Source organism: Cellulomonas sp. P4_H4, assembly GCF_056400865.1.
This window is the reverse complement of record NZ_JBFUKL010000003.1, coordinates 531,888-556,084: the sequence shown is the minus strand read 5'-3', so window position 1 is coordinate 556,084 and position 24,197 is coordinate 531,888. Positions and strand designations below refer to the sequence as shown.

The following is a 24,197-nucleotide window of genomic DNA, read 5'->3' as shown; positions in this document are numbered from 1 at the left end:
GGCTCAGGGTCTGGGTGGTCCGTCAGAAGTTCGGCAGACCGAGGGTCTCGTCGGGATGCTCGTGCACCAGGAACGCCCGCAGCGTTCCGGTCCGGTGGCGCCGCACGGCCCGCTCGATCTCGTCCAACGGCGCGCCGCGCTCGATGAGAAGGACGATGTCCTCGTGCTCCTGCACGGACTCGGCGGCGCGGCCGGGGACGAAGGCGAAGATCGAGTCGCGCATCTGGCCGAGCCGCGCCCACTCGGCGTCGACGATCTCGGCCAGCCGCGGGTTTGCGCACCGGGTGTAGAGGATCCGGTGGAACTGCTGGTTCAGGGCGCTGAACGCCCGAGGCTCGAAGTTGGTGAGGATCTCGACCATCGCCTCGTTGACGGCCCGTGCTCGGCGCAGGTCGTTCTCCGTGAGCGCGCGGGCGGCGAGTGCGGTGGCAGCGGCCTCCATGATGCTGATGGCCTGCATCGTGTGCCGGTACTGGGTGTCGTCGACCATCGAGACCCGAGCGCCGACGTTGCGCTCGAAGGTGACCAGGCCCTCCGCCTCGAGCTGTCGCACGGCCTCGCGCACCGGGACCACGCTCATGCCGAGCTCGTTGGCGATCGTGCCCAGGACGAGCCGGTACCCGGGAGTGAAGTCCTGGCTCGCGATACGTCCCTTGATCCACTGGTACGCCTGCTGGGACTTGCTCATCCCCGGCTTCGTCAGCGACTGCTCGAGCGCCATGCGTCGTACCTCGATCTCCACTCGGCGTCCATGGGGAACAGTCCCCGGACGGGATGGCCTGCGGCGACCTGCTGCGCGACCCAGTCGTCCTCGTCCTCCTGTGCCAGTGCGGCGTCCACGACCTCGGCGACGAGCCCCGGCGGGATGACGACCACACCGTCGGCGTCCCCGACGAGGACGTCGCCCGGTTCGACGGTCGTCCCGCCGCAGGCGACCGCGACATCCGTCTCCCACGGCACGTGCCGGCGTCCCAGCACGGCCGGGTGCGCACCGGCGGTGTAGACGGGGAGGCCCACGTCCGTGACGGCGGCGACGTCGCGAACACCGCCGTCGGTGACGATCCCGGCTGCGCCCCGGGCCTTCGCCCGCAGCGCGAGGACGTCGCCCAGCGTCCCGGAGCTCGCGTCGCCACGCGCCTCGACGACGAGCACCTCACCCTCGCCGAGCTCGTCGAACGCGCGCTTCTGCGCGTTGTACCCGCCGCCGTACGAGGCGACGAGGTCCTCACGGCCCGGCACGAGCCGCAGCGTGCGAGCGACGCCGACCATCTTGGCGTCAGGGTGGAGCGGGTGGACCCCGTCGATGGTCGACAGGTTCAGTCCGCGCTTGCGCAGCTGTGCCGACAACGCCGCGACCGGTGCACGCCTGAGCTTGTCGAGCAGCTCGGGCGGCAGGCCGTGGCTCGGCAACGGCGCCAGCCCGGCAGCCTCGCGAGACCCCCAGGCATCCGTGCGCTGCGCATCGTCCGCTGCGGGCAGGGAGCCGATCTCCGGGTCGAAGGGCAGCTCGCCCTCGACCGCTGTCGTCACGAGGCGACCGGTGCTCGCCCCGCCGGCGTCCACCTCGACCTCGACGACGTCACCCGGGACCAGCACGCTGGATCCGGCGGGCGTGCCGGTGAGCACGACGTCGCCGGGCTCGAGCGTGAGGTGCTGGGACAGGTCGGCGACGATCTGCTCCAGAGGGAACAAGAGATCGGCCGTCGTGCCCTCCTGCGCGAGGCGGCCGTTGACCCATGCGCGCACGCGGATCGCGGTTGGGTCGATCGTCCGGGCGTCGAGGAGCGCAGGGCCGATGGGGGAGTAGCCGTCCCGTCCCTTGGACCGGACGTTCGAGCCGCGGTCGTTGGCGCGCAGGTCGTACACACCGAGGTCGTTGGCGGCGGTGACCCACCCCACGTGGTCCCACGCCCGCTCGATCGAGACCGACCGGGCGGGGGTGCCGATCACCAGCGCGATCTCGGCCTCGAACGCGAGCAGCTCGGTGCCGGCGGGCCGTTCGGCGACTCCGCCGGACGCGGCGATCGAGCTCGACGGCTTGAGGAAGTAGGACGGGTGCGAAGGTCGTCGGCCGCGCTCGTCCGCACGCGAGGTGTAGCTCACGTGGACCGCGACGACCTTCCCGGGCCGGCCCGGCAGGCCGGCGAAACGCTGGTCGTCGTCGGCGTCGGGTCGGGTGTCCGTAGACTCCGTCCTCGGTATCTTCGTCGTCGCCATCGACTCTTTCCGCTCTTGTCGGGTGTTTGAAACCATATACAATGGCGTACTCACCATCAAGCCATGTCCGTCATCGAACGGCTCGCCGCGACGCTCACTTTCCGACATCGACGTCTGGGAGTTCTCATGCAGTTCCACCATCGCGGCTACGTCTCGGGGGATCCGCGCATCCAGCCGGCCGCAGGCGTCGGCCTCCGTCGGCCCGACGCTCTCCCCGACGAGGTGGACGTCCTCATCGTCGGTACCGGCCCGGCCGGGATGATCGCCGCCGCGCAGCTGTCGCAGTTCCCGGACATCACCACGCGGATCGTCGACCGGCGGGAGGGGCGCCTCGAGATCGGCCAGGCGGACGGGATCCAGCCGCGCAGCGTCGAGACCTTCCAGGCGTTCGGCTTCGCGGGGCGCATCGCCGAGGAGTCCTACCGCGTGATGGAGGTCTGCTTCTGGCACCCGGACCCGGCCGACCCCACGCGGATCGTGCGCGGGGAGCGCACGCCCGACGACCCGTCGGGGATCAGCGAGCATCCCCACCTGTACGTCAACCAGGCCCGCGTGCTCGACTACTTCGCCGAGTTCATGGCGAACGCCCCGACGCGGATGACGCCCGACTACGGCTACGAGTTCCGCGACCTCGAGATCGCCGACGGCGGCGAGCACCCGGTCACCGTCCACCTGGTGCGGACGTCCGGTGACGACGCCGGGCAGGCGAAGGTCGTCCGCGCGAGGTACGTCCTCGGCGCCGACGGCGCGCACAGCGGCGTCCGGCGGTCCATCGGCTGCACGGCGACGGGTGGCAGCGCGGCCCACGCGTGGGGGGTCATGGACGTCCTCGCCGTGACCGACTTCCCGGACATCCGCCGCAAGTGCGCGATCCAGTCCGGCATCGGCGGCAGCATCCTGCTCATCCCGCGCGAGGGCGGCCAGCTGTTCCGCATGTACGTGGACCTGGGAGAGGTCCGGCCGGACAACCACGATGCGCTGCGCAGCACGACCGTCGCGCAGATCATCGCCCACGCGAACGCCATCCTGAGCCCGTTCTCACTGGACGTGAAGGACGTCGCCTGGCACAGCGTCTACGAGGTCGGCCACCGGGTCACCGACCGGTTCGACGACGTCCCGCTCGACGAGATCGGCGTGCGCACCCCGCGCGTCTTCATCGCGGGCGACGCCTGCCACACGCACAGCGCGAAGGCCGGCCAGGGCATGAACGTGTCCATGCAGGACGGGTTCAACCTCGGGTGGAAGCTCGGCTACGTCCTGTCCGGCCGCAGCCCGGAGAGCCTGCTGGCCACCTACTCCGCCGAGCGTCAGGTCATCGCACAGAACCTCATCGACTTCGACAAGCAGTGGTCGTCGCTCATGGCCAAGAGGCCCGAGGAGCTCGCCGACCAGGCCGAGCTCGCCGACTTCTACGTGCGGACCACGAAGTTCCTCTTCGGGTTCATGACGCAGTACCAGCCGTCGATGCTCGTCGCCGAGCCCGCGCACCAGGCGCTCGCCACGGGCTTCCCGGTGGGGAGGCGGTTCAAGTCCGCGCCGGTCGTCCGGGTCGCCGACGCGAACCCCGTGCACCTCGGGCACCAGCACCGCGCCGACGGCCGGTGGCGCGTGTACGCGTTCGCCGACGCCGGGGAGTCGCCCGCGCTCGCGGCGTGGGCCGAGTGGATGGTCGGCTCGCCGAGCTCTCCCGTGCTCGCCCACCTGCGCGAGGGCGAGGAGCTCGACAGCATCCTGGACGTCAAGGTCGTCTACCAGCAGCGGCACGTCGACGTGGACGGGTCGTCCGTGCCGGACCTCTTTCGTCCGCGCACCGGGCCGTTCGGCCTCGTCGACCACGAGAAGGTGTTCGCCACGCACCCGGACGAGGACATCTTCGAGCTGCGCGGAGTCGATCGCTCGGGGTGCGTCGTCGTCGTCCGGCCGGACCAGTACGTCGCGGCCGTCCTGCCGCTCGAGGCTACCGACGAGCTGGCGGCGTTCTTCCGGCAGCACATGGTCGTCGTGGACCGACAGCCGGTCGGCTGACCGCTGTGCCGGTCAGGCGGTTGCTCGTGTTGTGGTGGCGAGGAGGTCGTGGGCGGTGGTGGTGATGCCGTGGGGGCTGATGCCGAAGTGGTCGAGGAGCCAGGTGGCTGATCCGGTGGGGGCGAAGGTGTCGGGGACGCCGACGAAGCGCATGGGCACGGGGTGGTGTTGCACGACGAGCTCGGCGACGGCGCCGCCCAGGCCGCTGGTGAGGGCTTCCTCGACGGTGATGATCCCGGCGGTCTCGCGGGCGGCGGCCAGGATGGCGTCCTGGTCGAGGGGTTTGATGGTGGGCATGGACAGCACCCGGGCGTGGATGCCGTGCTCGGCGAGCAGGTCGGCGGCCTGCAGGGTGCGGGACACGACGGTGCCGGTGGCGATCAGGGTGAGGTCGTTCCCCTCGCGCAGGGTCACCGCGCGTCCGGGGACGAACTGGTAGCCGTCGGGGTTGACGTCGGGCACGCCCATGCGGCTGATGCGTAGGAACACGGGTCCGTCGTGCTGGGCGGCCCAGCGCACGGCCTGAGCGGTCTCGACCGGGTCGGCCGGCACGATGACGGTCAGGCCGGGGATGGTGCGCAGCCAGGCGAGGTCTTCGATGGAGTGGTGGGTGGGGCCGAGCTCGCCGTAGGCCATGCCGGGGCTCATCCCGCACAAGACCATGTGGGTGTTGGAGTAGGCGGCGTCGACCTTGATCTGCTCCATCGCGCGTGCGGTCAGGAAGCATGCGGCGGCCGAGACGAAGGGGATCTTGCCGCCGTTGGCCAGGCCGGCGGCGACGCCGACCATGTCTTGTTCGGCGATGCCGACGTTGACCAGGCGGTCGCCGAACTGGTCCCCGAACGGCCCGAGCTTGGAGGACCCGACCGAGTCGTTCACGACCGCGACGATGCGCGGATCGGCCTGCGCGAGCTCGATGAGGGTGGTGACGTAGGCGTCGCGGCAGTCGTGCAGGACCGGGGCGGTGGTCGTGGTCATGGGGTCTCCAGCTCGGCCAGGGCCTGGGTGACCTGGTCCGTGGTGGGGACCTTGTGGTGCCAGGCGACGTTGTCGGACATGAACGAGATCGGGTGGCCCTTGAAGGTGTGGGCGATGATCGCGGTCGGCTTGCCGGAGGTCGCCGGGACGGTCGCGAACGCGTCTGCGAGGGCGCCGTGGTCGTGCCCGTCGACCTGCAGGACCTGCATCCCGAACGCGGCCAGCTTGTCCGGCAGGGGTTCGAGGTCGTTGGTGTCGGCCACCCGGGCGCCTTGTTGCAGGCGGTTGCGGTCGACGATCACGCACAGGTGGTCCAGGTGGTGGTTGCCCGCGGTCATCAGGGCCTCCCAGTTGGAGCCCTCCTGCAGCTCACCGTCGCCGACCACCACAAAGGTGCGCCGCTCGGAGTGGTCCAGGCGGCCGGCGAATGCGGTGCCGACGGCGATGGGCAGCCCGTGCCCGAGCGGCCCGGTGGAGGCCTCGACCGCGGCGATCTTGGTCCGGGCGGGGTGCCCGTTGAGCTGCGACAGCGGCTGCATGAACGTGGCCAGCTGCTCGGGGGGCAGGTAGCCGGCGATCGCCAGGGTCGTGTAGAGGGCGGCGGCGGCGTGCCCCTTGGACAAGATGAACCGGTCCCGGTCCGGGTCGCCGAGCGTCTCGGGGCTGACGTTCATCGTGTGCAGGTAGAGGGTGACCAGGATGTCGATCACGGAGAACTCGCCACCGATGTGCCCCAGCCCCGCGGCGCGGACCATGGCCAGGTCCTGGCGGCGCACCAACCGGGCCGCCTCGGCCAGGTGGGCGACCACGACGTCGCGGTCGGCGCCCGCCGGGACCCGTCCCAGGACGGGCAGCAGGTCGGCGGGGGCGGTGTCGGGCTCCAGGTGCGGGATGAGGTCTTCCTCGACGCTCATGCGTCGGCCCGCAGGCAGGAGAACAGCACGTCCTGGACCAGCTTCTGGGCGCCCATCGCGTCCTGGCGTTCCTGGGCGGCGCGCAGGGCGTCGATGTCCAGCTCGTCCAGGGCGCGGTGGATGCCCTTGAGGAACCGGATCGACAGGTTCGCCGCCTGCACGGTGTCCTCGCGGAACGGGAACTGGTCGAGCTGCCAGACCCCTTCCCAGTTGTTGATCTTGAGCGTGTAGAAGAACTCGAAGACCTCCACGGGGTGCACGGTGCCGACGACCATGTCGTCGTCCCAGCTGCGCAGGTTGTCGTTGACGTCCATCGCCCACAACAGGCCGTGGTCGATCAGCAGCTGCGCCGCCGCCGCCGGGGACTCCCCACCGAACAGGGCGTGCCCGAAGTCCAGCAGCACCCCCACGTTGTCGACCTTCATCGCCTGGATCCCCAGGACCGTCTTGGCCGCGGAGTCCCAGAACATCTTGTTGCGCGGCTCACGCGGCTTGTACTCGATCACGATCTTGATGTCCGGGTTCGCCAGCGCGAGCTCGCGCATGCCGGACACCGCCAGCTCCCACTGCGTGTGGTGATCCACCTGGAACGGGTAGTCCCAGCCGTCCTGACCCGGCCACACCTTCAAATACTTCGCACCCAACGCCCGCACGACGTCCGCGGCCTCGTTAAGCACGGTGAGGGCCTCGGCGCGGATCGCCGCGTCGGGGTTGGTGAACGCACCCTTGCTGAATCGGCGCATGTAGATCTCGGGTGTGACCCCGATCGCCTCCAGACCGTTCTCCTTGAGCGCGTCGCGCACCTGGTCGACCGTGACGCCCTCGGTGAAGGGGTACGGGACGTCGACCACCGAGAGGTCGTCGACCTCGCCGGCGCGGGCGATCTGCTCGAGCGTGGTCACCGGCGGCGCGTAGCCGTCCACGGCGTAGCGGTCGACGTAGCTGGCGAAGTGCCACAGCCCGGCGCCGAACCTAGGGAGTTGAGTCATATCTATTCATCTCCGATCGTTGATGCAACCACGGTAGCAGGACGTGCGGTCCGCCGGAAGGGTCTGTGACTGTTACGTATCAGTGAGCCGCGCACGGGCGACCGCGACAGCCCACTCGGACCGTCGGGAGCGGCGCGTCTCCGGGTCGAGTGCCGGCACCGCAACGCGAGCACCCCGTGACGCGGGTCGGGCAGGCGAGCCCGTCAGCGTCGTGCCGGCCAGCATCGCGACACCGACGGCCGACGCCTCCGCGGCGTCGGCCACGGTGACCGGGCGCCCCAACAGGTCGGCCTGGATCTGCATCAACGTGCCGCTCGCAGTGGCTGCGCCGTCGGCGACGATCTCGCGGACGGGTGTGCCGGGACCGGAGGCGATCGCCTGCACGACGTCGGCGACCTGGTGCGCGACGGCCTCGAGCGCCGCGCGTGCGAGGTGCGCACGGGTGGTTCCGGCCGTCATGCCGGTCAGCACCGCGGTGGCCGTCCGGTCCCAGTGGGGTGCGCCTAGACCCCCGAACGCGGGGACGAGGACCACGCCGCCGGAGTCCTCGCCGGCGAGCTCGGTGAGTGCGGCGCCGCCGGGTACGGCGGGGTCGAGGCCCAGGATCGTCGCCATCCAGTCGAGGGCGGCGCCGGTCGCGAGGATGTTCCCCTCGCGTGCGTACATCGGTCCGTCCACGGTGAGCCAGGCGAGCGTCGTCGCGATCCCGTCGGGTGCGCCGTCGGGGGCAGCGCACAGGACCATGACCGACGACCCCGTGCCGTACGTGACCTTGGCGCGGCCCGGCACGCCCGACCCGTGCGCGTACAGCGCGGCGTGCGAGTCGGCCAGCCCGGCCACCACGGGCACGCCGGCCGGGAGCACGCCGAGGTCGGCGGTCGTGCCGAAGCTGCCGTCCGACGGCCGGACCTCGCCGAGCACCGACCGCGGCAGCCCGAACACCGCCAGCAGCTCGTCATTCCAGTCCAGGTCGACGAGGTCGAGCAGGAGCGTTCGCGACGCGTTCCCGGCCTCGGCGGCGAAGACCTCGCCCCCAGTGAGCTTCCACACGAGCCAGGAGTCGACCGTGCCCAGGCAGACGTCGGCCACGTCCACGCCGTCCGCCAGCGCCGCATCGAGGAGCCAGCGCATCTTGGGTGCCGAGTACATGGCGTCCAGGAACAGCCCCGTCCGTGTACGGACGACGCCGCCATGGCCTTCGGCGACGAGCCGCTCGCACTCGTCGGCGGTCCGTCCGTCCTGCCACCCGAGCACCGGACCGAGTGGTGCACCGGTCCGACGGTGCCACGCGACCACGGACTCGCGCTGGTTGGAGACCGCCAGCGCGACCGGCACCCGGCCACCGGCGGCGTCGAGGCAGGACCGCACCGCTGCGAGCGTCGCCGACCAGATCTCGTCGGCGTCCTGCTCGACCCAGCGAGGTGCCGGAAAGGAGATGCCGAGCGGGCACGACCCCCGGGCCACGACCGCACCGGCGAGCGTTGTGAGGACGGCCTTGGCGTTGGTGGTACCCAGGTCGACGGCGAGGACGAGCTCGTCAGCGGGCGTCATCGGGTCCGCCGACCGTGGCCAGCGCAGCCTCGATCCGCGCCATGCCGTCGGGCGCCATGAGCATGAGCGACTGCCGCAGAGTGGTGTCGCTGCGCCACCGGCCGTCCGCGACCCAGCCCAGCGCCATGCCGTACCCCTCGTCGGCGCACGCCGCCAGCAGCGCGTCACGCGCGGCGTCGTCGTCCATGAACGCCGCCATCGGCGCGTCCAGGTCCCAGGTCCGCTGTGCGGAGCGTGGCGCCGCGGGAAGCGTGCAGGAGAAGTCGTGCTCACCTGAGCCCACCTCGGTGGACGCTCCGGTCGAGAGGATCACGCGGGCGCGCATGTTGGCCGGCACGTGCACGTGCACCGTGAGGTCGTCGCCGTCGAGGGCCCACCGCACCTCGACCACGCCGTAGCCCGAGTCGAAGGTGCACTCCGCGGAGGTCAGGCCGCCCCCGGGGACGGGCCGGACGTCGACCACGCGCGACCCCGGCTCGCCTGATGCGATGCCGCCGATCCGACGGTGCATGAAGTCGGCGACCGCCCCGAGCGCGTAGTGGTTGAACGAGGTCATCTCGCCGGGGTTGATCGAGCCGTCGGGCAACATCGAGTCCCAGCGTTCCCAGACGGTCGTCGCACCCATCGTCACGGGGTAGAGCCACGACGGGCACTCGCGCTCCAGGAGCAGGCGGTAGGCGACGTCGGCGTGCCCGGTGACCTCGAGCGCGTCGGTGACCAGGGGTGTCCCGACGAACCCCGTGCCGATCCGGTAGCCGTGGGCGCGCACGAGCTCGGCGAGGCGGTCGCCAAGCGCGGCGCGACGGTCGTCGTCGACGAGGCCGAACCCGATCGCGAGCCCGTAGGCCGTGTGGGCGTCGGACATCATCCGGCCCGCGGGCGTCACGTACTCGGCGCGGAACGCGGCCCGGACGCGCTCGGCGAGCGTGCCGTACTCCTGGGCATCGCGGTCGAGCCCCAGGACCCGCGCCGCGCGCGCCAGCGCCACGCAGGAGCGGTAGTAGTAGGCGCTCGCGACGATGTCCGCGTCCGTGCGGGCGTCCGCCGGGCGGTCGGGCGGGGCTGCGGGATCGAGCCAGTCGCCGAACTGGAAGCCGCCGGTCCACAGGTTGCGGTCACCGGCGAGGGCGCGCACGTCCTCGACCCAGGCGCGCATGCTCGTGTACTGCGACGCCAGAACCGTCGCGTCGCCGTACCTCTCGTACAGCGCGTCGGGCACGAGGGTCGCCGCGTCTCCCCATGCCGCTGCCGGAGGCATCGGGAACGGCAGGGGGTTGGGCACGACGACAGGCACCGACGGCCCGCGTCGCTGCTCGGCCCCGAGGTCCCGCAGCCAGGAGCCGAGCAGGCCCGACACGTCGTACAGGAAGCTCGCGGTCGGCGCGAACACCTGGATGTCTCCGGTCCAGCCCAGCCGCTCGTCGCGTTGGGGACAGTCCGTCGGCAGCGAGACGACGTTGCCGCGCAGCCCCCAGACGACGTTGGCGTGGAAGCGGTTGAGCAGCGGGTCCGAGGTGCTCAGGTGACCGGTGCGGACGAGGTCGGTGTGCATCACCTCGGCGACGAGGTCGGCAGGATCCAGGTCGCCCGGCCACCCGCTCACCTCCACGTAGCGGAACCCGTGGTACGTGTAGCGCGGGTGCCAGTCGAGCGGGCCGTCGCCAGCCAGTACGAGCGTGTCCGTCGCCTTCGCGAACCGCAGCGGGCGCACCGCGAGCTCGCCGTCCTCCATCACCTCGGCGTGGCGCAGGGTGATCGTCGTGCCCTTCGGCCCGTCGACCCGCAGGCGCATGCGCCCGACCAGGTTCTGCCCGAGGTCGAGGACGGTCGCGCCGGACGGCGTCCGGATGAGGTTGCGCACCGCGACGGTCTCGACGACGCGGACCGGCGGCGCGCCGGCGGGCACCAGCCGGCCCAGGCGCACGTCCGGGTCGTCGCCCACGACGTCGTCGAGCAGCACGACCGGCCGGGCGTCCGGGAGCGCGGTGCCGGGCGCGAGCAGTGCGTCGTCGGCGAGCCGGGCGTCGTGGTCCTCGCCCTGGTAGATGCTCGCGGACGTGACCGGACCGGTCGTCGTCGCCGTCCAGCCGGGGCCTGTGGTCATCCAGGTCACGGCACCTGCGGCGTCGACCATGCGTAGCTGCGCGGCGAGCGCGACCGGCCCGGGGTAGGCGCGGTGGAAGTCGCCGTCGAAGCCGAACCGCTCCCCGTACCAGCCCTCGGCGACGGTGGCGCCGAGCACCACGGGTTCACCGCCGGCGGCGGCCAGGCTCGCGGTCACGTCGAACGTCGAGAACGCCAGGACGTCCCGGTAGGCGGTCCAGCCCGGGGCGAGCTCCTCGTCACCCACCCGCGTCCCGGCCAGGCTCGCCTCGACGATGCCGTGCGCGCTCAGCGAGAGCACCGCGCTGACCAGACCGCTCGGGGCCGACAGCTCGGTGCGGAACCGGGCGGTCGCGCGCTGGGGCCAGCCCAGGGCTGGGTCGACCGTGACGAACGGGGCCCGCCAGTCCTGGGGACCCAGGGGCCCGGTGCGCAGGGCGACCGGTGCACTCCAGCCGCTGCTCGCGGAGTCGTCGAGCACCCGCACCCGGAGCTCGGCCGTCGCGTAGGGGCCGAGGTCTGCGAACGGCCAGGCGACCTTCTGCGCGACGGGCCCGGCGACCTCGGCGAGGCTCACCGTCCCGTTGTGCCGCAGCTCGAGCTCCGCGCGGGACTGCTCCCACCCGGTCGTCTCGCTCTCGACCGCCCACGACACCGACGGGCTGCCGGTCGACAGGAACTCGGGTCGCCCCCGGTCCCCGACCCACAGGGCCGCGACGCGGGTGGTCATGCCCCGTGCCGGGTGAGCTTGGCGACCAGGTCCTCGAACATCAGGCGAAGGTCGAGATGCGTGTAGACGCGGATCGGTCGGCCGGAAGGGCGTGCGACGTACTGGCCCTCGTCGTCGATTGCCGGTGCCGGCACCGTGACGTAGCGGGACGACGAGGGGTCGGGCTCGAACGACGACTGCAAGGCCGTGAGCAGCACCAAGGGGCTGTCGCCGAGGATGTACACCTCACCGGAGTCGAACCCGTGGCTCGCGGCCATGTCCACGACGTCCTGGAGCCGGTCGACCAGGTGGGAACCGATCGCGCCGTGCGGGCGCACACGCGTCTCCAGCTCGGCGAAGCTCATGATCGCCTGCCGGTAAGCGTCGCGCGGCACCTGCCACAGCGGGATGGGGGAGTCGAAGACGACCTGCGCCGCAGCGATGTCGATCCGCAGGTTGTACTCAGAGACCTCCGGGCCGTCCGGCCGCGGCGGGGCGACGGCCAGGCCGGGGTGCTCCGGGCCGCCGATCCACACCGCGGTCAGACGTTCGGCGATGCGGGGCTCGATCAGGTAGGCGCTGGCCAGCTCCGTGAGGCCGGCGCCGAGCGTGACGTACAGCGGGAGGTCGGAGTCGCGCATCGCCTCGGCGATGATCACCTCCGCGCCGGCGGACCGGATCGGCGTGATCCGGTCCGCCAGCGCTTCGTTCGAGCCCTCGACCGTGGTCACCCGGCCGGTGAGGCCGAGCAGGTCGACCACGACGTCCGCCGCGGCCCGTGCCTTGGTCGCGGTGGTGGTCGAGGGGTCGAACGGGTCGCCGGCACGCAGGTGGGAGCCGATGACGGCCCGCACCTCGACCGACGGGGACAGGAGCAGGTGCGCGAGCTGGACGAGTCCGTCGGGATCGCCCGAGTAGTCGTTGTCGCTGATGACCCGCAGCCGAGCGGCCATCAGCGCACCTCCGTCCAGGCGAGCTCCTCGACGAGCGGCAGGTCGGCGCTCGACGGTCCGACCTCGAGCGTGAAGGTTCCCGGCTCGACGACCCAGGCGTGCGTGTCGACGTCCCAGTGCGCGAGGGCACGGCTGGGCAGCGGGACCTGGACGGTGACCGACTGCCCGGGCTCGGCGACCGCCGCAGCGAACCCGACGAGCCACCGCACGGGCCGCTCGACCTCGCTGCCCGGGCGGGACACATAGACCTGCACGACCTCGCGGCCCGCGCGGCTGCCGGTGTTGCGGACGGTCACCTCGATCTCACCGGGGCCGTCGCTCGTCGGCGTCAGCGGCACGCCGAGGGACTCGAACGCCCAGGTGGTGTAGCCGAGACCGTGCCCGAACGCGTACCGGGCCGTGCGGTCGGGGTTGCGGTAGCCGACGAGAAGGCCCTCGTCGTACCGGACGACGCCGTCGACCGGGGTGCCCGACGGGAGGTTCTCCTCGTCGAGCGGCCAGGTGGTGGGGAGGCGGCCACCCGGCTCGGTCGCGCCGAGCAGCACGTCGGCGAGCGCATCCCCGAACTCCTGCCCGGGGAACCACGCGAGCAGCACGGCGGAGACGTCGTCGGCCCACGGCATGAGCACCGGGGCGCCCGCGTTCACCACCACGACGGTGCGCGGGTTGGCGGCCGCGACCCGCGCGACGAGCTCGTCCTGGCGTCCGGGCAGCGCGAGCGACTCGCGGTCGTACCCCTCCGACTCGACCTCCTCGTTGGTCCCGACGACGACCACGGCCACGTCCGCGGCGGCGGCCTGCTCGACGGCCGCGGCGATCGCGTCGTCGTCCGTCGCGTGGGCAGGCTCGACGTTGAGCTGGAGCATGGTGCCGAGGGCCGGACCGTCCGAGGTCGGCGGTGCCACGTCGTGGCGGAGCACGACGTCGACCGACTCTCCGGCCGCGAGCTCGAGCCCGTGAACCCCCTGCGGCGGGGTCATCATGCCCTCGACCAGGTCGGCGCCCGGGGGCAGCACGAGCTCGTCGTCGAGCACCTGGGTGCCGTCGAGGACGAGCTGGAACCGGCCGAGGCCGGAACCGCCGATCTCCCACGTGCCGGACGTCGTCGCAGTGACCCGGGTCCTGACCTCGATCGTGGCGGTGCCGGCCGCGGCGGGCGGGAAGCCCATGAGCCAGTTGTAGGTGCCGCCGGAGCGAGCCTCGGTCAGCAGGACCGTGCCGTCGGCCGCGAGGTACGTGATCTCGACGCCGGGGGTGCCGTCGGTCCGGCTCGTGAAGGCGTCCCGGGCGGGGGAGGTGCGGTGGTGGGCCCGCACGCCCTCGCCGAAGGTGACGTGGACGTCGCCGAGGGCGGCCCGGATCCCGTCGAGCGGGGAGACCGTGTACGGCGGGTAGACGGTCGCGCTGCCGCCGCCGAGGGTGCGCCCGACCTCAGCGTTGGGGCCCAGCACGGCGACCGTGCTCAAGGCCTGTGCCGAGAGGGGCAGGACGCCGTCGTTGCGGGCCAGCACGAAGCCCGCGGCCGCGTCGGCCCGCAGGCGGGCGGCGACCTCGTCCTCGGTGAAGACCGGCGCCTGGGCCACCCCGTCGATGCCGTCGAGCGCGCCGACGCGGGCGGCCAGGCGCAGGATGCGCAGCACGTGGTCGTCGATACGGGCTTCGTCGACGTCGCCGGCGCGCACCGCGTCGACCAGGGCCTGACCCCACGGGCCGACTGGACCCGGCATCGCCAGGTCGAGTCCTCCCGTGGCAGCTGCGACGGTGGAGCGGGTGGCGAACCAGTCCGACATCGTCACCCCGTCGAACCCCCACTCGTCCTGCAGGATCTCCCGCAGCAGCGGGGTCTCGGTCGCCGTGGTGCCGTTGACCTGGTTGTACGCCGCCATGACGGCCCACACTCCGCCCTCGCGAACGATCGCCTCGAAGGGCGCGAGGTACAGCTCGCGCAGCGTGCGCTCGTCGACGTGGGCGTCGACGCTCATGCGGTCGGTCTCGGTGTCGTTGGCGACGAAGTGCTTGACGGTCGCGCCGACGCCGCCGGCCTGGACGCCGCGCACGTACGCCACGCCGATGCGGGCGGTCAGGAACGGGTCCTCGGAGAAGTTCTCGAAGTGCCGGCCGCCGTACGGCGTGCGGTGCAGGTTGACCGTCGGCGCGAGCTGCACGTCGACGCCCTTGCGCCGGGCCTCCGAGGCGAGCAGCAGCCCGAGGGCCTCGATCCGCTCGGGGTCCCACGTCGCTGCGAGGGCGGTCGGCGAGGGCACGTTCGCGGACGTGTCCCGCTCGTCCCAGAACTCCCCGCGGATCCCGGCCGGGCCGTCGGAGACCACGAGCCGGCGCAGGCCCGCGGCGGGCTCGGGGTACAGCGACCAGAAGTCGGCGCCGGTCATGAGGCGGACCTTCTGCTCGAGCGTGAGCGCGGAGAGGCGGCGGGCGAGGTCGGCCTCGTCGACGGCGGAGGCTGAGGTGATGATCAGGGTGGTCATGAGGTTCTCCGGTCGGCTGGTGCATCGAGGTGGTCGGGTGTCTCGCGAAGAGCTCGGACGTCCCACGGGCCGAGCGTGAGCTGGTCGCCGGCGCGCAGGTGCTCGCCGCTCACGACGTCACGCACCGCCGCCGGCAGCACGTAGGTCGCCTCGTCCCAGGCCCAGTTGTGGACGATGCGCAGAGCCCCGTCGTCGGGGGCGGACATCGTGTGCACCGTGACGCTCGACGGTCGAGCGTCGCGCCAGGGGTCGGCGCGCAACGAGGTCGTGGCGATCCAGGTGGCCAGCGCGGCTGCGAGCGTGCGGTCCGGGATCGTGCCGACCGTGGTCACGCGGCCCGCGCCGTGCCTGCGGCTGGTGATCGCCGCGAACTGCTTGAGGTGAGGGTGGTCGTATCCGGCGAGCACCTCGGCGTCGTCGGGCAGCAACCCGTCCGCCCACAGCTGCGCGGAACCGGTCCATCCGGTGACCGGCACGTCGGCCGGCAGGTTGGTGAACTCGAGGTAGTGCACGCCGGCCGGCCCTCGCAGGACCCCGGGGGCGATGACGGGTCGGATGACGTTCTCCTCCGTCGCGTACCCGGTGCGCGGCGTCAGGACCAGGTGACCGCCCGCGTCCGCGTACCGTGCCAGCAGGTCGAGCGTCTGGTCCGAGGCGACGTACAGGGCCGGCACGACGAGCACGGGCCATCGGCGCACGAGCGCCTCGGGGTCGTCGGGGAGCTGCCGCGGTCCGACCACGTCGACCGCCAGTCCCGCGTCGAACAGGCCGCGGTAGTACGCCGCGAGGATCTGCTCGTACGAGGTCGGGTCGCCGAACCAGGTGTGCGGCGCGCTCGCGAGCGGGCCCTGGAACTCGAGCGCCCATCGGCTCTCGGGACTGACGAGCAGGCCCACGTCACTGTGCGCCCGCAGGTCCGCGAGCTCGGGCGAGGCCGCCGTCAGCTCGCGGGCGAGCGACGACAGCTCCGCGTAGGTCCGGCTCGGTGTGAGGCTGTGGCCGAGGATGCCGGTCCAGTAGGACTCGGCGCCGTAGTGCTGCGTCGCCCAGTGCCAGTACTCGAGCATCCGTGCGCCGCGCGCGACCATGAGCCAGCCTGCCTGGCGCCACTGGCCGTCGTAGCAGGGCAGGTTGTCGCCCGCGCCGCCGATCGAGGTCGCGTTGGTCTCCGTGACGAGGAACGGCTCGTCCCTGGTGCCGCGCGCGAGGTCGGCCTGCAGGGCCGGGAACGCGGGGCCCGCCCACGGCACGAAGTCGTCGGCGATCCCGCCGACGAGGCCGTCGGGACCCGGGTGCGTCAGCGACTCCTGGGTGGCGTAGTAGATGTTCACGCCGGCCACGTCGAGCGGACGGGCGATCGTCGTCAGGTCCTGGGCCTTGTGGTGAGGCGCGATGCAGGTCATCACGTACTGGTCCGGGCGGGCCAGCGTCCTGACAAGGTCCGCCTGCCAGGCGATCAGGTCGTCGGCCAGCGTCGCCTGGTAGCGGCGCCAGGCCAGGTCGTACGCCGGGGTGGTGTTGAGGTCCGGGGTCCACAGCTCGGACCAGTCGGCGATCCGGTGCGACCAGTACGTGAGGCCCCAGCGGCGGTTGAGCTCCTCGACCGTGCCGTACTTCTCCTGGAGCGTCGCGACGAACCCTGCGAAGACGTCCGGGTTGAAGAAGATCTTGTTCCCGGGCTCGTTGTCGACCTGCCAGCCGACCACCGCGGGGTGGTCGGCGTAGCGCCCGACGACCTTGCCGACGACGCGCTCGGCGAGCCGTCGGAACGCCGGGTGGGCGTAGTTGACGTCCTGCCGGGCGCCGTACGGCATGGGTGCACCCGTGGCCACGTGGGCCGTCGTCTCCGGGTAGGCGAGGCGCAACCACGGCGGAACCGCGTAGGTCGGCGTGCCGACGATCACGTCGATGCCCCGCGCGTGCGCGCCGTCGAGCACCGGCTGCAGCCAGTCGAGCTCGAACTCTCCGTCCCTCGGCTCCCACGTCGACCACACGGACTCACCGACGCGGATCACCGAGAACCCGCCGGCGACCATGAGGTCGAGGTCGGCGTCGAGCCTGTCGTACGGCTGGTACTCGGCGTAGTAGGCGGCGCCGACCCGGATCCGGTCGGGCAGCAGCGGGCCGTCAATCATCGCTGCCCTCGTAACCGAAGCTCTCGAAGGCGACCGTGCCCGAGGCTGCGTACATCCCCGTGACCCGGCCGGTGAACGACGACGTCACGTCGGAGGTGAGGTAGCGGCCGTCCACGGTCGCGAGCTCGACCGCGTCCCCTCCCGTGCCGTGGCCGAGCCGGACGAGGTCGCAGGTGACCAGGTCGGGCATGTCGATGCCGGCCGCCGGTACGACCGGGGTCGTCGCGATCCACACCTCGGCCGCTCCCTCGGGGATGCTCGCCTCCCACGTCTGGACGATCTGGTCGAGGACCACCCGTGCGCGGACACGTCCCGCCGAGACCTCGACGTCGTAGTGGTGGCGCTCGTCGTACCGCACGGACAGCCCGCCGGTGCCGGAGGACGCGTCGACGCGGACGCTGCAGCGGCTCGCCAGGTGCTGCTGGCGACGGCCCAGGAAGTGCGGTCGGTGCGCGTCCATCGCGACGGGAGGTGCGTCGTCGGGTGCCGTGATCACGAGGCGTCCGTCCGTCTGCGCGGCCCAGGAGCGCTCGGCATCCCGGATCGAGAGCCACTCCAGGCCGAGCGGCTCCGCGAACGACGTCGTCACCGCGACCGCCGGGAGGCCCTCGGTGAGCTCGAACCGCTCCACGACCGGCCAGCCGTCCACCCAGTCCACCCGGGTCGCGAACGTCTCGCGGCCCAGCGGCGCGAACATCTGGCTCATCCCGCCCGGGCGGGTGCCGAGCAGCACCATCTGCCAGCCGTCGTCGGTGCGCACGAGGTCGCCGTGCCCGGCGTTCTGCACGGGGTGGCTCGTCGACCGGTGCGAGTACACCGGATTGACCGGAGCACCCGCGAACGGGCCGGCAGGGGAGGTGCCGCGCGCGATCGAGACGCCGTGCCCACGCTCGGTCCCGCCCTCGGCGATCATCAGGTACCAGGTCCCGTCGATCTCGTAGAGGTGCGGTGCCTCGGGGAACTTCAGCCCGGTACCGGACCAGAGCGACCTTGGCTCCTCGAGCGCCTGGCCGGTCGTCGGGTCCATGCGCACCTGCTGGATGCCGAGGTGCGTCCCGAACTCCGGTCCGGTGAGCAGCAGGCCGGAGTACGTCACGTAGCACGTGCCGTCCGCGTCCCAGGCGATGTCGTGGTCGATGCCGTCGGCGCCGATCATGACCACGCCGTCGCTCCACGGGCCCGCGGGATCGCTCGCCGTGAAGATCAGGCCACCGCGGCCCATCGCGTCGGCCACGGTCAGGTAGAACAGCCCGTCGTGGAACCGGATGGTCGGGGCCCAGGCGCCGCCGCCCGTCGGCACGTCCTCGATGGCCAGCTGGCCCGGACGGGTCACGACGTGCCCGATCGGCGTCCAGTGCTCCGCGTCGGTGCTGTGGAACAGCGGGACGCCGGGGAAGTACTCGAAGCTCGAGCACGCGAGGTAGTAGTCGTCTCCCACGCGGACCACGCTGGGGTCGGGGTGGAAGCCGGAGACGGCAGGGTTGAGCAGCACGGTGAAGCCCCTCTGGTTAGGTCGGGTGGTCAGGCGGACTTCGGCAGGGCCTCCGTGCCCCCGGTGCCGGCGCCCGCCTGCTCGTCCTGCTCGGCGAGCTGGGCTGCGAGGCGCAGGCGGTCGGCACGACGCTGCTGCTGGCGGACCGGGTCGGGCACCGGCGCAGCCAGCAGGAGGCGCTGGCTGTAGGGGTGCTCGGGGGTCGAGGTGACCGTGGCGGCGTCGCCGCTCTCGACGATCTCGCCGCGGTACATCACCGCGACGCGGTGGCTGATGTGCCGCACGACCGAGAGGTCGTGCGTGATGAAGAGGTACGCGACGCCCGTGCGCTCCTGGATCTCGATGAACAGGTCGAGCACGCGGGCCTGGTTGGACAGGTCCAGGGCGCTGACGGGCTCGTCGCACACGATGAGCTTGGGTTCACGGCTCAGCGCCCGGGCGATGGCGATCCGCTGTCGCTGACCGCCCGAGAACTCGCGGGGGAGCCGCTCGCCTGCGTCGGCGGGCAGGTGGACGCTGTCGAGCAGGTCGCGGACGCGCTTGGTGGCGGTCTTGCGGTCCGTCCCGGCGACGAGCAGCGGCTCGGTGAGGATGTCGTTGACCGTCATCGCGGGATTGAGCGAGGTGTACGGGTCCTGGAAGACCACCTGGATGTCCTCGCTCAGGCCGCGACGCTCCTTCGCCCCGATCGAGTCGATCCTGCGGCCGGCGTAGCGGATCTGCCCGCCGGTCACCGGGGCCAGGCCGAGGATGGATCGCCCGAGGGTCGTCTTGCCGGAGCCCGACTCGCCGACCAGCCCGACGGTCTCGCCGGCACGGATCGACAGTGACACTCCCTTGAGGGCCTTGAACGGAGGCTTGCGCCACCCCTTCATCGGGTACTCGACGACCACGTCGTCGGCGACGAGAAGCGGCTCGGCGGTCTTGGCGTCCTGGATGGCGCTCATGCGCCCTCCCCCCGGGTCGTCGGTGCGGTGGATGTGCCGGTCCCAGCAGTCACGAGCTGCGGTCGCGGGACGGAGTCCTCGAGTGTGGAGTCGAGGAGCATGCGCGTGTACGGGTGCTGCGGGTTCGCGAACAGCTCCCGGGCGGGTGCGGTCTCGACGATCTGACCGGTCTGCATGACCGCGATCCGGTCGCAGATGTCGGCAACCACACCGAAGTTGTGGGTCACGAGGATCATCCCCATCTGCCGTTCCTCCTGCAGCGAGCGCATGAGGTCGAGCACCTCGGCCTGGACTGTGACGTCCAGAGCGGTGGTGGGCTCGTCCGCGATGAGCAGCTCGGGGTCGCAGGAGACCGCACCGGCGATGAGGACGCGCTGGGCCATGCCGCCGGAGATCTCGTGCGGGTAGGCCTTGAAGGTGCGTTCGGGGTCGGCGATGCCCACCCGGGCCAGCAGCGCGATCGCTTTGGCCTTGGCCTGCTTCTTGCTCAGGCCCAGGTGCTGGCGGATCGGCTCGGTGAGCTGGAACCCGATCTTGAACGACGGGTCCAGGTTGGACATCGGCTCCTGCGGCACGTAGGCGATCCGTGATCCGCGGAGCTGGTTCATCGCCGCACGGCTCATCCCGGCGAGCTCCTCGCCGCCGAAGGTGATGTTCTCCGCCGAGACCTTGGCCTCGGGCGGGAGCAGGCCCAGGATCGAGAACGCGGTCTGCGACTTGCCGGACCCGGACTCGCCCACCAGTCCGAGGACCTCGCCCCGGCGGACGACGAGCGAGACGCCGTCGACGACGACCGACTCGCCGTCGAGCTTCGGGTAGGCGACGCGCAGGTCGTCGACCTCGAGCAGGACGTCGGGATCGGTGACGACAGGGACGACACCGGCGTGGGTGGCCTCGATCGTCGATCCCGCGACGCGGTTCGCTGCTGCGAGCTTGGACGCGGCGCGAGCCGCGCGGCGGGCGGCCCGCGACTGCTTGACCGCCTGGGCGCCCAGGACGTCACGAAGCGCTGTGCCGAGCACGGCGAACGCCCCGACGGTCAGCACGATCGCCAGGCTGGGCCAGATCAGCAGGCGCGGTGCGATGTAGATGTTGGCCTGCGCGTCGGCGAGCATCCCGCCCCAGGAGGCCTGCGTCGAGGACAGGATCCCCAGGAACTGCAGACCGGCCTGGATGAGGATCGCGATGCCGAACATCTGCGCGGACAGGATGATCGTCGGCTTGATGACGACCGGCAGGATGTGGCGGCGCATGATCCGCGACGAGCCCAGGCCCGAGACCCGGGCCGCGTCCACGTACAGCTCCTCGCGGACCGCGATCACCGAGCCGCGCACCAGTCGGAAGACACCCGGCGCCATGAGCACGCCGAAGACGGCCATCGCGGTGTTGACACTCGATCCGATCGACTGCCCGACGACGATGAGGATGACGATGGCGGGCAGGGTCATCAGGAGGTTCGCGATCCAGGCAGAGATGCCGTCGAACCAGCTCTTGAAGTACCCGGCGATCAGGCCCGTCGGCACACCGACGACCAGGGCGACGACGACTGCCAGGACGGCGCCGATCAGGCTGATCTGGCCGCCGTAGAGCAGCCGGGACCAGACGTCGCGACCGACCCCGTCGAAGCCCAGCGGGTGACCGGGGGCACGCGGGCCCAGGGTGTTCTCCAGCGACGGGGCGTTCGGGTCGGCGCTGGTGAGGAGAGGGGCGGCAAAGCTCGCCGCGACGATGACCACCAGCACCACGATCGCGGTGAAGGCCATGGGGTCGGACACGAGGCGCTTGAACCGGCCGGCCCGCTTCGGCAGAGGCTCCGGGGCGGCGGCGGGTGTCGACAACAGCTCGGGGATGGTCATGCCACACGCACCTTCGGGTTGAGCAGGCCGTAGGCCAGGTCGAGGACGAGGTTGACCACGACCACGATGATCACCAGGACCAAGGTGATGCCCAGCACGACCGGCTGGTCGTGGCTGGTGGACGCCGAGGTGATGGCGGTGCCGATGCCGTAGAGACCGAAGACCTTCTCGACGATCACGGCGCCGCCGACCAGCCCGATGAACTGCAGCGCGAGAACCGTCAGACCCGGGGGGATGGCGTTGCGCAGCGCGTGCCGGAACAGGAGGCTGCGCTCGGACAGGCCGCGGCTCCGCAAGGTCCGGACGAAGTCCGCGCCGAGCACGTCGACCATCGAGCCGCGGACCTGCTGGGCAGTGGCAGCCATCGCGCCGATCGCCAGGGCGATCGCCGGCAGGGTGATGGACATGAGCCAGCCGCTGGGGGACTGAGCGAGAGGGGTGTAGCCGACGGCGGGGAAGATCTTCCAGTGCACGGCGAACACGACCGCGAGCAGGAGTGCGACGAGGAACGCAGGAACGGCGAACCCCAGGATCGCCAGACCTTGGACAGCGCGATCGAGCCAGCCACCCCGGACCGCGGCGGCGACACCGATCAGGACCGAGAGAACCGCGGCGACGAGCAGTCCGACCAGCAGGATGGACAGCGTCACGGGCACCTTGTCGGCAACGATCGTCGTGACCGGCTGGCCGTTGACCCAGGACGACCCGAGGTCACCGTGCAGCAGCCCGGAGAGCCAGTCGAAGAACCGGGTGAAGAACGGCTGGTCGAGACCTAGCTCGGTGGCCTTCTGGGCGACCTGGGCCTGGCTGGCGCTCTGCCCGGCGAGGGTGCGAGCCACCGTGTCGTTCGACAGGCTCATGAGCCAGAAGACGACCAGCGCGGAGAAGAAGACGAGGACGAGGCCGGCGAGGAGTCGGCGGAGGATGAACATCAGCATGGCTTGCCCCTTGACGGCTGTGACATGAGGGCTGGGTCGAGTGAGGAGGGCGATCCGTGGGTGGGCCGGGCGTGCGGCCCACCCACGGACGCCGTTTCATCAGCCCGCAGGCGTGAAGTTGTAGAGCGACGGGGTGGCGGCGAAGGTCTGTGCCACGACCTTCACGGTGCTGGCGTAGGCGTAGGTGCTCTGCGCGGCGGTCCACGGTGCGTCCCATGCCTGCTCGGTGACGTAGGTGTTGATCTCCTTGAACAGCGCGTCCTGAGCGTCACCTGTAGCCACCTGTGCCTGGTTGATCAGGTCGGTGAGCTTCGGGTCCTCGGTGTGGAACGGGTTCCAGAGCGCGTCCTTGGTGAGCTGGATCTGGATGGTGTCCCACGGGCGGAACGAGTCGAGCTGGAAGAAGCTCGTGGCCCACTTGCCGGCCAGCATGTCGTTGATGACGGTGTCCAGCGGCGCGTTGTCGAGCGTCACCTTGATGCCGATGGCGCCGAGCTGCTCGACGATCGCTGCCTGGGCGCCGGCGTTGAATGCCGACAGGTCGGGCATGGTGAGCTCGAACCCGTCGCCGTAGCCGGCGTCGGCGAGCAGCTGCTTGGCCTTCGTCGGGTCGTACGGGTAGAGGTCGTTGAGCGACGCGTCGTACGCGGCGGTCTGTGCGTTGAACAGCTGGGCCTGCGGCTTGCCGGCGCCCTGGAGCGCGGTGTCGATGATCGTCTGGCGGTCGAACGCCATGTTGATCGCCTGGCGCACCCGGACGTCCTTCAGCGCGGGCTGGATCGTGCCGGCGCGGTCCCAGATGTAGAAGCCCATGATCGAGCCGGGCTCGTACTCGATGGTGTTGAGACCGGCGCCCTTGACCGTGGCGATGTTCTTCGAGTCGGTGATCAGCGCCCCGTCGACCTGACCCGCCTGCAGTGCGTTGAGGACGGCGGACGAGTCGGTGAGCGGCGTCAGCACGATCGTGTCGAACGGGAACGCCTCGGAGTTCCAGTAGTCCGGGTTCCGCGTGAACGTGTACTTGGCGTCGGTGGTGGTGTTCGCCTTGTCCATGACGTATGGGCCGGAGCCGCACGGGGTGGTCTGCAGCTCAGGGGTGCCGATCGCCGAGGGGCACGCCATCATGCCCGCGGTCGAGCCGAGGTTCGGCACCAGGGACGGGTCCGGCGCGGTCAGGTGGATCGCGGCGGTGGTGGCGTCGACCACGTCGACGCTCTCGACCGACTTGAGCTGGTTGGCGGCCTCGTTCGTCCCGCTCTTGGTGTTCATCAGGTTGGCCTGGACGGCGGTGGCGTCGAACGGCGTGCCGTCCGTGAACTTCACGTCGTCGCGCAGCGTCACGGTGAGCGTGGTCAGGGCGTCGTCGTACTCCCACTTCGTCGCGAGGTTCGGCCCCGGGTTCGCTTCCGGGTCGAGCCGGAACAGCTGGTCGTAGACCGGCTGGTAGTAGATCGTGTTGTTCCCGAGGCCCGCGTCCTTGAGGTCCCACGGCTGGGCGACGACGACGGGCGCGAGGGTCAGCGTCCCTCCGCCGCTCGATCCCGAGCCGCCGTCCGAGGAACCACCTCCCCCGGAACAGGCTGCAAGAGCCAACGTGAGTGCGACAGGACCGGCGACCAGCAGACGCTTGCGCATGGCTCTCCTTTGAGGACGTCTCGTTACTGATACGTGTAGGTAATACGATTAAGTAAACTACGACTCGGAGAGCGGGCGCGCAAGGGATCGGTCGAATTGGGGGAGAAGTCCGACGAGTGCCGGAGAGTGCGCGAGCTGCGCGGGCGGGCGTCAGAACGACGCGCGCGACGTGGACGTGCTGGTCAGCCGAGCGTGACGGTGCCAGTGGCTACCGACGCGTGCGCCTGAACCCGTGGCGGCGACCAGGCGGACTCACGCTCGATGAACGA

General features: G+C 71.3%; 16 protein-coding genes. 1 reads left to right on the top strand and 15 read right to left on the bottom strand.

Annotated elements, in window-relative coordinates; all coding sequences use genetic code 11:
* Positions 1–22 precede the first annotated feature (22 nt).
* Positions 23–721, bottom strand: a complete 699-nt coding sequence (locus AC1DPN_RS12700) for a GntR family transcriptional regulator (protein ID WP_477085096.1) — start codon at positions 719–721, stop codon at positions 23–25.
* Positions 700–2,217, bottom strand: coding sequence for a fumarylacetoacetate hydrolase family protein (locus AC1DPN_RS12695; RefSeq protein WP_477085095.1), 1,518 nt, complete (start codon positions 2,215–2,217; stop codon positions 700–702). Before AC1DPN_RS12695 ends, AC1DPN_RS12700 begins: the two co-directional genes overlap by 22 nt.
* A 126-nt stretch (positions 2,218–2,343) precedes the next feature.
* Here AC1DPN_RS12695 and AC1DPN_RS12690 point away from each other — a divergent pair, with 126 nt between their 5' ends.
* Positions 2,344–4,242 (top strand): FAD-binding monooxygenase, encoded by a 1,899-nt coding sequence (locus AC1DPN_RS12690; RefSeq protein ID WP_477085094.1) that lies wholly within the window; start codon positions 2,344–2,346, stop codon positions 4,240–4,242.
* Between the two features lie 12 nt (positions 4,243–4,254).
* On the opposite strand, the gene AC1DPN_RS12685 is transcribed toward AC1DPN_RS12690, so the two are convergent.
* From AC1DPN_RS12685 to AC1DPN_RS12625, 13 genes are all read right to left on the bottom strand, one after another.
* Entirely contained in the window at positions 4,255–5,220 is a 966-nt protein-coding gene (locus AC1DPN_RS12685) for a transketolase family protein (RefSeq protein ID WP_477085093.1), read from the bottom strand.
* Positions 5,217–6,134, bottom strand: a complete 918-nt coding sequence (locus AC1DPN_RS12680; protein ID WP_477085092.1) for a transketolase — start codon at positions 6,132–6,134, stop codon at positions 5,217–5,219. Before AC1DPN_RS12680 ends, AC1DPN_RS12685 begins: the two co-directional genes overlap by 4 nt.
* The gene (locus AC1DPN_RS12675; protein ID WP_477085091.1) at positions 6,131–7,123 is read right to left on the bottom strand and encodes a sugar phosphate isomerase/epimerase family protein; all 993 of its coding nucleotides are present in this window, start codon (positions 7,121–7,123) and stop codon (positions 6,131–6,133) included. Before AC1DPN_RS12675 ends, AC1DPN_RS12680 begins: the two co-directional genes overlap by 4 nt.
* A 72-nt stretch (positions 7,124–7,195) precedes the next feature.
* Positions 7,196–8,674 carry an FGGY family carbohydrate kinase gene (locus AC1DPN_RS12670; RefSeq protein WP_477085090.1) on the bottom strand — a complete coding sequence of 493 codons (1,479 nt, stop codon included), beginning with the start codon at positions 8,672–8,674 and terminating at the stop codon, positions 7,196–7,198.
* The gene (locus AC1DPN_RS12665) at positions 8,661–11,507 is read right to left on the bottom strand and encodes an alpha-L-rhamnosidase (RefSeq protein ID WP_477085089.1); all 2,847 of its coding nucleotides are present in this window, start codon (positions 11,505–11,507) and stop codon (positions 8,661–8,663) included. Before AC1DPN_RS12665 ends, AC1DPN_RS12670 begins: the two co-directional genes overlap by 14 nt.
* Positions 11,504–12,439, bottom strand: coding sequence for a nucleoside hydrolase (locus AC1DPN_RS12660; protein ID WP_477085088.1), 936 nt, complete (start codon positions 12,437–12,439; stop codon positions 11,504–11,506). Before AC1DPN_RS12660 ends, AC1DPN_RS12665 begins: the two co-directional genes overlap by 4 nt.
* Positions 12,439–14,925 (bottom strand): beta-glucosidase, encoded by a 2,487-nt coding sequence (locus AC1DPN_RS12655; RefSeq protein WP_477085087.1) that lies wholly within the window; start codon positions 14,923–14,925, stop codon positions 12,439–12,441. Before AC1DPN_RS12655 ends, AC1DPN_RS12660 begins: the two co-directional genes overlap by 1 nt.
* Complete coding sequence (locus AC1DPN_RS12650; RefSeq protein ID WP_477085086.1) at positions 14,922–17,060, bottom strand: beta-galactosidase; 2,139 nt, start codon at positions 17,058–17,060, stop codon at positions 14,922–14,924. Before AC1DPN_RS12650 ends, AC1DPN_RS12655 begins: the two co-directional genes overlap by 4 nt.
* Positions 17,053–18,552: a glycoside hydrolase family 43 protein gene (locus AC1DPN_RS12645; protein ID WP_477085085.1), complete on the bottom strand. Its 1,500-nt coding sequence runs from the start codon at positions 18,550–18,552 to the stop codon at positions 17,053–17,055. Before AC1DPN_RS12645 ends, AC1DPN_RS12650 begins: the two co-directional genes overlap by 8 nt.
* Before the next feature lie 29 nt (positions 18,553–18,581).
* Positions 18,582–19,499: an ATP-binding cassette domain-containing protein gene (locus tag AC1DPN_RS12640; RefSeq protein WP_477085084.1), complete on the bottom strand. Its 918-nt coding sequence runs from the start codon at positions 19,497–19,499 to the stop codon at positions 18,582–18,584.
* The gene (locus AC1DPN_RS12635; RefSeq protein WP_477085083.1) at positions 19,496–21,355 is read right to left on the bottom strand and encodes a dipeptide/oligopeptide/nickel ABC transporter permease/ATP-binding protein; all 1,860 of its coding nucleotides are present in this window, start codon (positions 21,353–21,355) and stop codon (positions 19,496–19,498) included. Before AC1DPN_RS12635 ends, AC1DPN_RS12640 begins: the two co-directional genes overlap by 4 nt.
* Entirely contained in the window at positions 21,352–22,293 is a 942-nt protein-coding gene (locus tag AC1DPN_RS12630) for an ABC transporter permease (protein WP_477085082.1), read from the bottom strand. Before AC1DPN_RS12630 ends, AC1DPN_RS12635 begins: the two co-directional genes overlap by 4 nt.
* A gap of 99 nt (positions 22,294–22,392) precedes the next feature.
* The gene (locus AC1DPN_RS12625; RefSeq protein ID WP_477085081.1) at positions 22,393–23,928 is read right to left on the bottom strand and encodes an ABC transporter substrate-binding protein; all 1,536 of its coding nucleotides are present in this window, start codon (positions 23,926–23,928) and stop codon (positions 22,393–22,395) included.
* Positions 23,929–24,197: the final 269 nt, after the last annotated feature.